The organism is Vibrio sp. 1249-1 (genome assembly GCF_033340495.1).
The window spans coordinates 39500-52220 of the sequence record NZ_JAWOWJ010000018.1 but is presented as its reverse complement, the minus strand read 5'-3'; the positions used below and the strand labels follow the sequence as shown (position 1 = coordinate 52220).

The following is a 12721-nucleotide window of genomic DNA, read 5'->3' as shown; positions in this document are numbered from 1 at the left end:
AACCCTGCCGCTCTTTTTTCGTTTAACCGGTGTAAAAACGAAACTTACAACAAAGAGAATACGCTTGCGTACTATTCTTCCTGCTCGATTTCTTCAGGTTCCACTTCTTCTTGTAGTTCCAATAAGTTAATCGCAATCGTCACGAAGTCACTATCAGTAATAATGCCGACCAATCGACCTTTGGTGACAACAGGTAGACAGCCAACTTTATGCTTTTGCATATAGATAGCGCTCTCTTTGAGCCCCGCGATAGGCTCTGCCGTCATGATATTGGTGTGCATCATTTCGTAGAGCGGTGTGTCTAAAGTAAAAGATTGTTCAGCCTCATCTGGGTGCAAGCTCGATTCTTGAGCAGCAAGAATGTCGCGTTGAGTCACCAAGCCTTGTAAGTGGTTATTGGCATCAACAACCGGAATGTGTCGAATATCAAGCGCATCCATCATGCTTTTTGCATCACGCAAGGTGTGCGTGCGCAGTAAGGTATGAGGATTACGAGTCATCATGTCTTCAACCTTGATCATAGAGACCTCCAGCGGCATTGTCCTTCTCTTAAATATAGAGAATATTTTTCTGTATATCTGGGAGCTAACTCGTTTTTCATCAATTAAATAGCACAATGCTGATGGGCTGCGTAATCTGTGTTTTATTGGTGTTTTTATTAATTTGAATAAGTCGGTTTGTGTGCGAGTCAGTTGGCATTTTTAGTTGATATTGAATGTGTCCCCAAGGTAATCCAATGAATTGAATCGCACATTTTTATTCGCTGGATTTTCCAAGATTCTTCTCTCGAAGAAGATACGTCCAGGCTTACCAAATTGAAGACAGCAACCTAGATGAAACGAACAACGTGTAACAAACTTATTGCGCTGGCAGTGGCGGCATTCAGTGTGCCATCAACACAGGCGATTGTGTTAGGAGATGAACAAACCGATCCTGTTGACCGCGTTACTTTGCGAGCAAGTAATATGGCAGAGTTTCCGCTGTGTGGGGGAACGATGCTGACAGAGCAATGGGTACTGACTGCGGCGCACTGTGTGGTGATGGGACAAGGAACCAATGAAGCAACCTACTATGTGACCCCGCCGGGTGAGTTGTCGGTGAATGCGAATGTGTATGAACTTAATTCTGCAGGGCTTGATAACTTCTATCCGGTGTCTCACGTTGTGGTTCATCCGGATTACACCCGGATTTCAAAAGCTGAGACCGACAGTAATGGCAACGTGAAACCTATCCAAACCGGTTTAGATTCAGACATCGCGTTGCTGTATCTCACGCGCCCAGTGGCAAACGCGAGCTTTGCTGACCTAGCGAGTAAAGTTGACATGGAGAGTATCGAAGCACGTTTGGCGGCGGATTGGAACGATAATTACCTGACCAATCAACGTGTCGAAAATGTGCAAGTGTTTGGATGGGGGGCTACTCAGCCGGATGCTTCTGAACCTTCTAATACGCTCAAAACCACCATTAGCACATTTTTACCCATCGACAAATGTTATGAGCGTTTAGAAATTGGCAGCAGTTTTCCGGGGATCATTGATTCAAGAGACAACCAAACCAAAATTTGTACGCTACCAACACAAAACCATGTATTGGAGCCAGATAGCCATACTCAATATGGCAACTCTGCATGTAAAGGTGACAGTGGTGGCCCGTTGGTCGATGTGGCGACCGGCAAACAAATTGGTATTGTTAGTGGCGGCCCCCTTATTCTACCAACGTGTGGCTCTTTGACGATCCCAAGTTTCTACACCAAGGTGAGCCACTATTACGACTGGGTACAGTCTTACATCACTGCCGATGCGCCACCAAGTCGTTACATCATTGCGCCGAATTTTATCAAAAGTGCTAACAATGAAAGTGGTGACAATAAAGAGTGTCACGATGGCATTGCGACCAATAACTGTGATTTCAAAGGCTCAGATGATGAAGGTGGCAGTCTAGGGTTTTTGTTATTGGGTTTATTCGTGCCGTTATTCTTGTGGCGAAAGCGTGAGGTTTGATAGGGCGATTGGAATGCCAAACTAATAAGCAGCGGTATACGTTGCTTTGCTTTTTTCATGTTCTCTCTTTGGGGCTCAAATTAAAAATAGTGCCAAGTAATCGAGGCTTTTCACGTTTTATTACACTCTTCACCATGGCTTTTACTGCTATATTCTGGTGATTTGCTTGCTATTGCAGCATGTAAACATATACTAGTCTGCTGCGAAAAACTCGTCGCAATTTTATCGTCGCCTAGACGTGATTTGACCAATAGATAAGACAAGTAACATGCAAGTATCAGATTTCCATTTCGACCTTCCAGATGAACTCATCGCTCGCTACCCTCAACCAGAGCGTACCGCTAGCCGACTGCTGCAAATGGACGGCAATACCGGAGAGCTCATTGATGGCACATTTACTGATGTATTGGGCCAAGTTCAACCCGGTGACTTAGTGGTGTTTAATAATACTCGTGTTATTCCTGCTCGTCTTTTTGGCCGCAAGGAATCGGGCGGTAAATTAGAAGTGCTAGTGGAGCGCATGTTGGATGAGAAAAGCATCCTCGCGCACGTTCGTTGCTCTAAATCACCAAAACCAGGTACAACCATTATTGTTGGCGAGAATGATGAATATTCAGCAGAAATGGTTGCACGCCATGATGCTTTATTTGAACTGAAATTTAGTTCTGATAAGACGGTACTAGAAATTCTGGAAGAAATCGGCCATATGCCGCTTCCTCCTTACATCGACCGTCCAGACGAAGATGCAGATAAAGAGCGTTACCAAACGGTATATAATCAAAAGCCAGGTGCGGTTGCGGCACCGACGGCGGGCCTTCACTTTGATGATGTTCTCTTGGAGAAAATCAAAGCGAAAGGTGCAGAGTTTGCTTACGTTACTTTGCACGTTGGGGCGGGTACATTCCAGCCAGTAAAAGTGGAAAATATCAACGATCACCACATGCATGCCGAGTACGTAGAAGTACCACAAGAAGTCGTCGACGCAATTAAAGCGACGAAAGCGCGTGGCGGACGAATTATTGCTGTTGGTACCACATCTGTGCGTTCACTTGAAAGTGCAGCGCAAGACGCATTGCAAAAAGGGACTGAGCTGGCCCCATTCTTTGGCGATACAGAAATCTTTATTTTCCCTGGTTACGAATATCAGTTGGTGGATTGCTTGATCACAAATTTCCACTTGCCTGAATCAACACTGATCATGTTGGTGAGTGCATTTGCTGGATACGAGAACACCATGAATGCTTACAAACATGCGGTGGAAAACAAATACCGTTTCTTCTCGTATGGCGATTCAATGTTCATCAAGAAGAAAACGGCGTAGTTAAAAATAGATTTACGAGTGCTAGCAGTAAGCTAGGAAATAAAGCATCCATTGCTTTGTCTCTCGCAAGGAAAAGCGACCGCTCCTTAAAGTAGGGTAGAGCCCTAAACACTCAGTCAGACTGTTTCTCTGACACCCGGAGGCATCGTGAAATTAAAATTCGATCTTAAGAAGAAAAACGGCAATGCACGTCGTGGTCAACTGACTTTCGAACGTGGCACTGTTCAAACTCCTGCGTTCATGCCAGTAGGTACTTACGGTACCGTTAAAGGTATGACACCAGAAGAAGTAAAAGGTACTGGTGCAGAAATTCTGCTAGGTAATACGTTCCACCTGTGGCTACGTCCTGGTCAAGAAGTGATGAAAATGCACGGTGACCTGCACGATTTTATGAACTGGCACGGTCCTATTCTTACTGATTCAGGCGGCTTCCAAGTATTCAGCCTTGGTAAGATGCGTACGATCACTGAAGAGGGTGTTCACTTTCGTAACCCAGTAAACGGTGACAAGATTTTCATGGACGCAGAAAAGTCGATGGAAATTCAAAAAGACCTGGGCTCTGACATCGTTATGATTTTTGACGAGTGTACGCCTTACCCAGCGACACACGATGAAGCGAAGAAATCGATGGAAATGTCATTACGCTGGGCACAGCGTTCACGTGACCACTTCGAGAAGCTAGAAAACCCGAACAACCTATTTGGTATTGTTCAAGGTGGTGTTTACGAAGATTTACGTGATGTGTCGGTAAAAGGCCTAACGGAAATCGGTTTTGACGGTTACGCGGTTGGTGGTTTGGCAGTAGGTGAGCCTAAAGAAGACATGCACCGTATTCTTGAGCATACTTGTCCTCAACTTCCTGAAGACAAACCTCGCTACTTGATGGGCGTAGGTAAGCCAGAAGACTTGGTTGAAGGTGTTCGTCGTGGTATCGACATGTTTGACTGTGTAATGCCAACGCGTAACGCACGTAATGGTCACTTATTTGTGACTGGTGGTGTGATCAAGATCCGTAATGCGAAACATAAAACGGATACAACACCATTGGATCCGCATTGTGACTGTTACACTTGTCAAAACTACAGCAAGTCGTACCTTCACCATTTAGAGCGTTGTAATGAAATCTTAGGCGCTCGCTTGAATACAATCCATAACCTGCGTTACTACCAGCGTCTGATGGAAAGCATTCGTAAAGCAATTGATGAAGATCGCTTCGATGAATTTGTTACTGAGTTCTATGAGCGTCGTGGCCGTGAAGTGCCACCACTAGCAAAAGAGCAGTAATTGAAAAACTAAAAGAATTAAAGCCTTTGGCATGTCGCCAGAGGCTTTTGCTAATAAAGTAGGCTAACGCACGTTATTTTTGAGAGAGCGATCTCTATTAGTTACTCTCAGACTTGAATCTAAAATGCGAAAGCCCAATTTGTTTGATTATCAATAAAATATAATGAGGATGTTTTAATGTTTATTTCTCAGGCTCACGCAGCAGCAGAAGGCGCGCCAGCAGGCGGTGGTTTTGAAATGCTAATCATGCTTGGCATGTTCGCAGTGATCTTTTACTTCATGATTTACCGCCCACAAGCGAAACGCGTAAAAGAACACAAAAACCTAATGGCTTCTATGGGCAAAGGCGACGAAGTTTTAACTAGCGGTGGCCTAGTAGGTAAAATCACTAAGATTGCTGAAGACAATGACTACATTTCAATTGAGCTTAACGCGAACAATGAAGTAGTAATCAAGAAAGACTTCATCACTGCAGTGCTACCAAAAGGTACGCTTAAGTCTCTATAAAACAGCTAAAGGATCCTCGCTGTGCTAAACCGTTATCCATTATGGAAGTACTTGATGGTGCTTTTTGCCATCATCACCGCTGCGTTATACGCACTTCCAAATATCTACGGTGAAGATCCGGCTATTCAAGTTACAGGGGCGCGTGGCGCCTCTGTAGATATGTCAACGCTGGATGCTGTCACTACTGCTCTTAACAAAGAGCAACTTTCTCATAAATCCATTGCTCTCGAAGATGGATCAATTCTTGTTCGTTTTAACGACACTGACACACAAATCAGTGCTCGTGATGTCATCAGCGAAGCGCTAGGCAAAGACACAATTGTTGCACTTAACCTTGCACCTTCTACACCCGATTGGCTAGAAGCGATTGGCGCGTCACCATTGAAGCTAGGTCTTGACCTTCGCGGTGGTGTTCACTTCTTAATGGAAGTGGATATGGATGCAGCGATGGAAAAGCTTGTTGGTCAACAAGAAGAAGCTTTCCGTAGCGAACTTCGTGACGCCAAGATTCGTTACCGTGCAATCCGCCCTTCTGGAAAAGAAGCGGTAGAAGTGTTGTTGCGTAACGAAGAGCAATTAGCAGAAGCGAAAGCAACGCTAGAAAAGAATCACCCGGACATGATTTTTGTCGATTCTGATTCAAATGGCCGTTACGCTCTTACTGCAACCTTTACTGAGCAACGTTTACAAGAGATCCGTAACTATGCTGTTGAGCAAAACATTACGATTTTACGTAATCGTGTCAACGAACTAGGTGTTGCGGAACCATTGGTTCAACGTCAAGGTGCTAGTCGCATTGTAGTTGAACTGCCTGGTGTTCAAGACACTGCTCGTGCAAAAGAAATTCTCGGAGCTACGGCAACGCTTGAATTCCGTGAAGTTGATGATAAAGCTGACCTATCAGCAGCGGCAAATGGTCGTGCGCCAGCAGGTAGTGAAATCAAGATGGACCGTGATGGTCGCCCAGTTGTGCTTAAGAAGCGCGTTATTCTTGGCGGTCAAAGCATCACAGATGCAAGCTCAAGTGTTGATGAATATGGTCGTCCACAAGTTAACATCTCGCTAGACAGCGAAGGTGGTAATAAGATGTCTGCGTTCTCTAAGAAGAACATTGGTAAGCTAATGGCTACCGTGTTTGCAGAATACAAAGACAGTGGCCGTCGTACGCCTGAAGGCAAAGTTATTCTGGATAAGCATGAAGAAGTCATCAACCAAGCAACGATTCAATCGGCTCTTGGTCGTAACTTCCGTATCACAGGTATCGACTCTGCTGCAGAAGCACACAACCTAGCACTTTTACTACGTGCTGGTGCACTGATTGCACCTATCTCTATCGTTGAAGAACGTACCATTGGTCCATCAATGGGCCAGCAAAACATCGATATGGGTATCCAAGCATGTATCTGGGGTATGGTTGCCGTAATGCTATTTACGCTGCTTTACTACCGCGGCTTTGGTTTGATTGCAAACATTGCTCTAATGGCAAACTTAGTGCTTATCATTGGTGTTATGTCGATGATTCCAGGCGCTACCATGACGCTTCCGGGGATAGCCGGTATCGTGTTAACAGTCGGTATGGCAGTTGATGCGAACGTACTGATCTTCGAGCGTATCCGTGAAGAAATTCGTGATGGACGTAGTCCACAACAAGCGATTCACCAAGGTTACGCGAATGCATTCAGCACGATTGCTGATGCGAACATCACAACACTAATTACTGCAATCATTCTATTTGCGGTCGGTACAGGTGCGGTGAAAGGTTTCGCAGTTACTCTATCTATCGGTATCTTAACTTCAATGTTCACCGCCATTATTGGTACACGTTGTATCGTGAACCTGATCTACGGTGGCAAACGCGTTGATAAATTGTCGATCTAAGGCTGGGAATTAATATGTTTCAAATTCTAAAAGCAGAGAAGACGATCGGCTTTATGCGTTGGTCGAAAGTAGCATTCGTTTTTTCAATTATAATGATTGCTGCTTCTATCTTCACTTTGTCAACCAAGTGGCTTAATTGGGGTCTAGATTTCACTGGCGGTACTCTTATCGAGGTCGGTTTTGAACAGCCAGCAAACCTTGAAGAGATTCGTGCAGCACTAGATTCAAAAGGCTTTGGCGATGCGACAGTACAAAACTTCGGTAGTGCTCGTGAAGTCATGGTTCGTCTTCGTCCACGTGATGACGTTTCTGGTGAAACGCTAGGTAACCAAATCATTGGTGCTATCAAAGATGGTACTGGCGAAAGCGTAGAAATGCGTCGTATTGAGTTCGTAGGTCCCAACGTTGGTGATGAGCTAACAGAAGCTGGTGGTCTAGCGATCTTGGTATCGCTGATCTGTATTCTGCTTTATGTATCGATGCGATTTGAATGGCGTCTAGCGGCTGGTGCGGTAATGGCATTGGCTCACGATATAATTATCACGCTAGGTGTCTTCTCGTTTCTACAAATTGAAGTTGACCTGACTATCGTAGCTGCGCTACTGACGGTTGTGGGCTACTCACTCAACGATACCATCGTTGTATTTGACCGGATTCGTGAAAACTTCCGTAAGATGCGTAAGGGTGAACCTTCAGACATTATGGACGCCTCAATCACTCAAACGTTGAGCCGTACATTGATTACATCTGGTACGACGTTGTTCGTGGTAATTGCACTGTTCATGCAGGGTGGTGCTATGATTCACGGCTTTGCAACCGCACTTTTACTCGGTATCACTGTAGGTACTTACTCTTCTATCTACGTAGCATCAGCACTGGCTCTAAAACTGGGTATCCAGAAAGAGCACTTGATGCCACCTCAAGTAGAAAAAGAGGGTGCAGAGTTCGACGAAATGCCATAAGGCAGATTGAGAACCGAAAACAAAAACCGCTGAACAATCAGCGGTTTTTTTATGCCTGATAGATTTGAAAGTTTCATTTTTTTTTTGAGGTACTTCCAGCTTGAATTGTAGTTTTTTGATTGAGTTGAATATCGGAAGTATGTTCAACAATTTCGGGAGGAAATAATGTCAAGGCAAGCTGAAATAAAAGTACAGTTACTGAAGTTTGTAGAGATTTCTTACAAGCACAATAAAGGTGTTACCACCAAGCTAGTTACTGGAGGGAAAAGGTTCAAGTTAGCAGTTGATGAGTCAGGTAAAGTAACTTTATCTGGTGAGCTTGGATTTACTAAGTTTGAAGTTTCAAAAGAAATGGTTGAAGAGCTGGGCATAAAATTAAAAGCCGTTTCTGTTACTTTTAAAACTACTCGTGATGGTGTTTTGACATACAGTGGGAGTGTTTCTCTTTTTGGTGTTGTTTCCTTTGGAGTTACTGGGCAGGTAAATGTCCGTGAGCTTTTAGAGCAGTGCGAGTGGGGGCTTTGTAAGTACAGATTTAAGCCGAGTAAAATTGATCAAGCGCTCCGTGAAGCTGGGGTTTAGTTGGTTATGCTAAATAGAATTCTACCTATTCCGGTTTTACTAAGTGTTTCAACGCCCTGCATCGCAAGTCCACTCCACGATACTTACCTTGATATACGTAATAATTTATACAAGATGCAGTATATAGAGGTGGTAGAAGCTATGGCAGGACCAAATCTATCGATTGAAGAGCTGAACAGTATTAAGTCTCACCCAATAAAATTTGGTCATCAATTTCCATTTTTATCATCTATCCCATCAAGTTTGGTTACAGAGCTGTCTTACTTTGAAGAGTACAGTGAGGATGGAGGAGTTGGATGTCTTTCTGTAAACGGCTTTGGTGATGTATACCAGCCAGTCACGGTTTCGCTGCAGTTTTTAATGAAGGAACAAATATGGAAGGTTAAGCACGTAAAAATAGACCACTTATCTGACTACGACCGTTTCTACAAACAGGCTGATTGTTCGAAATAAAAAAGCCCCGCTCAATGAGCGGGGCTTTCTAAAGTCATCAGCGTGACGGGCTATATATGACTTTCAAATCTTACTTAAGGATCGCGCTGTTACCGTTTTCGCGGATGTGCTTAAGGATAGATTTTACGCCACGAGCGCTTGAAGCAACGATGTTACCAGACTTCATGTAGTCAGTGCCGCCAGCAAAGTCTGTTAGGATTGCGCCAGCTTCACGAGCAATAAGCTCACCTGCTGCCATATCCCAAGGTTTTAGGCCTAGCTCGAAGTAACCATCAACACGGCCAGCAGCCACGTAACAAAGGTCAAGAGCAGCAGAGCCGCTACGACGGAAATCAGCACATTCAGTGAATAGCGCACCAACGATCTTGATGTAAGACTCAGCGTGTTGTTTCTGCTTGAATGGGAAGCCTGTTGCTAGAACAGTACCTTGAAGGTCTTTTAGTTGAGCAACACGAATACGTGCACTGTTTAGTTGAGCGCCGGCACCGCGTTGTGCAGTGAATAGCTCGTTTTGCATTGGATCGTAAACACAAGCAACTTCAGTTTTGCCCTTAATACGAACAGCGATAGAAACCGCGAAAGTTGGGTAACCTTTTACAAAGTTAGTGGTGCCATCCAGTGGGTCGATGATCCATTGTACGTCTTTATCTTTACCTTCGATAAGACCTTGTTCTTCAGCAACGATACAGTGCTCAGGGTAAGACTGCTTGATAGTATCGATGATGATGTATTCTGCTTCTTTGTCTACGTTAGTGACAAAGTCATTAGTGCCTTTAAGAGTAGATTCTACTTTATCAGTGTTTTCTAGTGATTTAGCAATATGATTGCCTGCCTTTCGCGCAGCGCGAATAGCAATGTTTAGCATTGGATGCATACGAATTTCCCAACGGATGTTAAAGAACAAATGAAAGCGGCGGCGAGTATACCAGAGATAATTAAAAAGGGAAGTGGTTATTTTTTGTTCTAAATGCGGCTGGTTGAGTGTACAGAGCATACTGCGGACGAGAACAATAACCAAGAATGAGAAGAGAGGTCTGCTTGCCTCTAGGGTGTCTTAAAAAACTATGATAACATTCTGCGGTTTTAATTTAGGTAGCAAACACAGATGTTGGATCAAGTAAAAATTGTACTCGTAGGTACCTCTCATTCAGGCAATATTGGCTCAGCAGCTCGAGCAATGAAAGTGATGGGTTTAAACCAACTAGTATTAGTCGATCCACAATGTGAAGTGGATGAACAAACTCTTGCTTTAGCTGCGGGTGCTGGTGATATTGCTCAAAATGCAAAGATTGTCGGCACATTAGAAGAAGCGGTTGAAGATTGTGGCCTTGTTGTGGGTTCTAGCGCCCGCTCTCGTACATTAGAATGGCCAATGCTCGAGCCACGTGAATGCGGTGAGAAATTTGCAGTTGAAGGCCGAAAGCATCCGGTTGCGCTCGTGTTTGGCCGAGAAAGAACTGGTTTGACAAACGAAGAGCTACAAAAGTGCCACTACCATGTTTGTATTCCCGCTAATCCTGAGTACAGCTCGCTTAACCTAGCGATGGCTGTACAAACTCTCAGTTACGAAGTGCGAGTTGCACACTTGAACTTAGAGCAAAGCCAGTTTTCCCCAAATGAATCGGAAGAATACCCGCGTCATCGAGAACTCGAAATGTTCTTCGAGCATCTTGAAAAGGTGATGGTTGAGACCCAGTTTATTAACAAAGAGCAACCTGGACAGGTGATGAATAAGTTGCGCCGTTTGTTCTCTCGTGCTCGACCAGAAACCCAAGAACTTAATATTCTACGAGGCGTTTTGACTTCGATAGAAAAGAAGTTCTGAGTGAATAATAACCACTTTAGGTGTAAGGATGAATACCTGAGTAAAATGGTCAAATAAATACTTGACCAAATTACTCAGGTATGGAAAAATCTTAACCATTACAAACCATGTGGATACGGTGTGGTATGAAACTTACATCTAAAGGAAGATATGCGGTGACAGCCATGCTGGATGTGGCACTGCATTCGCAACAAAACCCTGTACCTCTGGCTGATATTTCAGAGCGTCAAGGGATCTCGCTCTCTTACTTAGAGCAGCTATTTTCAAAATTGCGTAAAGCAGGTCTCGTTGCCAGCGTTCGTGGTCCTGGTGGTGGTTACCGACTTGGTGCCGACGCTCACAGTATCGCTATTGGTACCGTGATTGCTGCCGTTGATGAGTCAGTAGATGCAACCAAATGCCAAGGTAAAGGAGATTGCCAAGGTGGAACACGTTGCCTTACTCACACGCTGTGGCGTGACCTAAGCTCTCGCATTAGTGACTTTTTGAATAACATCACTCTTGGTGAGTTGATGACAGACAATGAAGTACTCGAAATTTCTGATCGTCAGGACATTGATCTGGCGGTAACCCATGGGCTATCAAACAAAAATACAACCGCCGCGCCCATCGGTGTAAACGTCCGCTCTTAGCGGTCAGCTTTTTACATTGGAGTAGAGAATGAAACTGCCGATTTATCTTGATTATTCCGCTACATGTCCAGTTGATCCACGTGTTGCTGAAAAAATGGTTCAGTACATGACAATGGATGGCACATTTGGCAACCCAGCGTCACGTTCGCACCGTTACGGCTGGCAGGCAGAAGAAGCGGTCGATACTGCTCGTGAGCAAATTGCTGACCTTCTAAATGCAGATCCTCGCGAAATCGTATTTACATCTGGTGCGACAGAATCAGACAACCTTGCGATTAAAGGTGCAGCGCACTTTTACTCGAAGAAAGGCAAGCACGTAATCACTTGTAAAACAGAGCACAAAGCCGTTCTTGACCCATGTCGTCAACTTGAGCGTGAAGGCTTTGAAGTGACTTACCTTGAGCCAGAATCAAATGGCTTGATCGATCTAGAGAAGCTTAAAGCAGCCATGCGTGATGACACCGTGCTTGTGTCTATTATGCATGTAAACAACGAGATTGGTGTGGTTCAAGACATTACAGCGATCGGCGAACTGTGCCGTGAGCGTAAAATTGTTTTCCACGTGGACGCTGCGCAATCTGCTGGTAAATTACCAATCGACGTTCAAGAGATGAAAGTTGATCTAATTTCACTTTCTGCTCACAAAGTTTACGGTCCTAAAGGTATCGGTGCACTTTATGTACGTCGTAAGCCTCGTATTCGTCTTGAAGCGCAAATGCACGGTGGCGGTCATGAGCGTGGTTTCCGCTCTGGTACACTACCTACTCACCAAATCGTAGGTATGGGTGAAGCATTCCGCATTGCAAAAGAAGACATGCAAAAAGATTACGATCACGCTTTAGCGCTTCGTAACCGTCTTTTTGATGGCGTGAAAGACTTAGAAGCAGTGACGGTAAACGGTGACCTTGAGCAACGTGTACCACACAACCTAAACATCAGCTTCGCATTCGTAGAAGGTGAATCACTACTAATGTCGCTTAAAGATCTAGCGGTATCTTCTGGTAGTGCTTGTACGTCTGCAAGTCTTGAGCCTTCTTACGTTCTTCGTGCCCTAGGCATGGATGACGAATTGGCTCACAGCTCGGTTCGTTTCTCGTTTGGTCGTTTCACGACTGAAGAAGAAATTGATTACGCAATTGAACAAATCCGCGTTGCAGTGACTAAGCTACGCGACATGTCTCCTCTATGGGATATGTACAAAGAAGGGATTGATTTGAGCACTGTTGAATGGGCTCACCATTAATCTCAGGGATTGAAATAGAGGATTCGAGGTAATT

At 44.5% G+C, this 12721-nt stretch carries 13 protein-coding genes; 11 read left to right on the top strand and 2 right to left on the bottom strand.

The features are described from left to right. Positions 1-71: 71 nt before the first annotated feature. Entirely contained in the window at positions 72-521 is a 450-nt protein-coding gene (locus R7Z50_RS21490; protein WP_017820562.1) for a CBS domain-containing protein, read from the bottom strand. 312 nt (positions 522-833) lie between these two features. On the opposite strand from R7Z50_RS21490, the gene R7Z50_RS21485 reads away from it, so the two are divergent. The 8 genes from R7Z50_RS21485 to R7Z50_RS21450 all read left to right on the top strand — a co-directional run bounded on the left by R7Z50_RS21485 (position 834) and on the right by R7Z50_RS21450 (position 8987). Continuing rightward, positions 834-2000, top strand: coding sequence for a S1 family peptidase (locus R7Z50_RS21485; RefSeq protein WP_262629377.1), 1167 nt, complete (start codon positions 834-836; stop codon positions 1998-2000). A gap of 268 nt (positions 2001-2268) precedes the next feature. Beyond that, complete coding sequence (queA, locus tag R7Z50_RS21480) at positions 2269-3321, top strand: tRNA preQ1(34) S-adenosylmethionine ribosyltransferase-isomerase QueA (RefSeq protein WP_025768859.1); 1053 nt, start codon at positions 2269-2271, stop codon at positions 3319-3321. 147 nt (positions 3322-3468) lie between these two features. After that, positions 3469-4605 carry a tRNA guanosine(34) transglycosylase Tgt gene (gene tgt, locus R7Z50_RS21475; RefSeq protein WP_005381727.1) on the top strand — a complete coding sequence of 379 codons (1137 nt, stop codon included), beginning with the start codon at positions 3469-3471 and terminating at the stop codon, positions 4603-4605. A 177-nt stretch (positions 4606-4782) separates the two neighbouring features. Further along, the gene (gene yajC, locus R7Z50_RS21470) at positions 4783-5112 is read left to right on the top strand and encodes a preprotein translocase subunit YajC (protein ID WP_005381725.1); all 330 of its coding nucleotides are present in this window, start codon (positions 4783-4785) and stop codon (positions 5110-5112) included. 21 nt (positions 5113-5133) lie between these two features. Further along, positions 5134-6990: a protein translocase subunit SecD gene (gene secD / locus R7Z50_RS21465; RefSeq protein ID WP_005381724.1), complete on the top strand. Its 1857-nt coding sequence runs from the start codon at positions 5134-5136 to the stop codon at positions 6988-6990. A gap of 14 nt (positions 6991-7004) precedes the next feature. Beyond that, positions 7005-7952 carry a protein translocase subunit SecF gene (gene secF, locus R7Z50_RS21460; RefSeq protein WP_005383689.1) on the top strand — a complete coding sequence of 316 codons (948 nt, stop codon included), beginning with the start codon at positions 7005-7007 and terminating at the stop codon, positions 7950-7952. A 165-nt stretch (positions 7953-8117) separates the two neighbouring features. Then, positions 8118-8534, top strand: a complete 417-nt coding sequence (locus R7Z50_RS21455) for a hypothetical protein (protein WP_017633921.1) — start codon at positions 8118-8120, stop codon at positions 8532-8534. Between the two features lie 141 nt (positions 8535-8675). Continuing rightward, entirely contained in the window at positions 8676-8987 is a 312-nt protein-coding gene (locus R7Z50_RS21450; RefSeq protein ID WP_017633920.1) for a hypothetical protein, read from the top strand. A gap of 70 nt (positions 8988-9057) precedes the next feature. Here the strand turns inward: R7Z50_RS21450 and suhB are convergent, their stop codons facing one another. Next, entirely contained in the window at positions 9058-9861 is an 804-nt protein-coding gene (gene suhB / locus R7Z50_RS21445; RefSeq protein WP_005381722.1) for an inositol-1-monophosphatase, read from the bottom strand. Between the two features lie 231 nt (positions 9862-10092). Between suhB and trmJ the strand changes: the two genes are divergently transcribed. The 3 genes from trmJ to R7Z50_RS21430 all read left to right on the top strand — a co-directional run bounded on the left by trmJ (position 10093) and on the right by R7Z50_RS21430 (position 12687). Further along, complete coding sequence (trmJ, locus tag R7Z50_RS21440) at positions 10093-10812, top strand: tRNA (cytosine(32)/uridine(32)-2'-O)-methyltransferase TrmJ (protein WP_005383693.1); 720 nt, start codon at positions 10093-10095, stop codon at positions 10810-10812. A gap of 125 nt (positions 10813-10937) precedes the next feature. Beyond that, positions 10938-11444 (top strand): Fe-S cluster assembly transcriptional regulator IscR, encoded by a 507-nt coding sequence (gene iscR / locus R7Z50_RS21435; protein WP_005381720.1) that lies wholly within the window; start codon positions 10938-10940, stop codon positions 11442-11444. A gap of 28 nt (positions 11445-11472) precedes the next feature. After that, on the top strand, positions 11473-12687 hold the full coding sequence (locus tag R7Z50_RS21430; protein WP_005391556.1) for an IscS subfamily cysteine desulfurase: 1215 nt from the start codon (positions 11473-11475) through the stop codon (positions 12685-12687). Positions 12688-12721: the final 34 nt, after the last annotated feature.

What these genes read in the sequence shown, in the direction of transcription:
- trmJ (WP_005383693.1), top strand. Translation starts at nt 10,093, where the DNA reads ATGTTGGATCAAGTAAAAATTGTACTCGTAGGTACCTCTCATTCAGGC.
- R7Z50_RS21455 (WP_017633921.1), top strand. Translation starts at nt 8,118, where the DNA reads ATGTCAAGGCAAGCTGAAATAAAAGTACAGTTACTGAAGTTTGTAGAG.
- iscR (WP_005381720.1), top strand. Translation starts at nt 10,938, where the DNA reads ATGAAACTTACATCTAAAGGAAGATATGCGGTGACAGCCATGCTGGAT.
- R7Z50_RS21485 (WP_262629377.1), top strand. Translation starts at nt 834, where the DNA reads ATGAAACGAACAACGTGTAACAAACTTATTGCGCTGGCAGTGGCGGCA.
- R7Z50_RS21430 (WP_005391556.1), top strand. Translation starts at nt 11,473, where the DNA reads ATGAAACTGCCGATTTATCTTGATTATTCCGCTACATGTCCAGTTGAT.
- yajC (WP_005381725.1), top strand. Translation starts at nt 4,783, where the DNA reads ATGTTTATTTCTCAGGCTCACGCAGCAGCAGAAGGCGCGCCAGCAGGC.
- suhB (WP_005381722.1), bottom strand. Translation starts at nt 9,861, where the DNA reads ATGCATCCAATGCTAAACATTGCTATTCGCGCTGCGCGAAAGGCAGGC.
- queA (WP_025768859.1), top strand. Translation starts at nt 2,269, where the DNA reads ATGCAAGTATCAGATTTCCATTTCGACCTTCCAGATGAACTCATCGCT.
- secF (WP_005383689.1), top strand. Translation starts at nt 7,005, where the DNA reads ATGTTTCAAATTCTAAAAGCAGAGAAGACGATCGGCTTTATGCGTTGG.
- R7Z50_RS21490 (WP_017820562.1), bottom strand. Translation starts at nt 521, where the DNA reads ATGATCAAGGTTGAAGACATGATGACTCGTAATCCTCATACCTTACTG.
- R7Z50_RS21450 (WP_017633920.1), top strand. Translation starts at nt 8,676, where the DNA reads ATGGCAGGACCAAATCTATCGATTGAAGAGCTGAACAGTATTAAGTCT.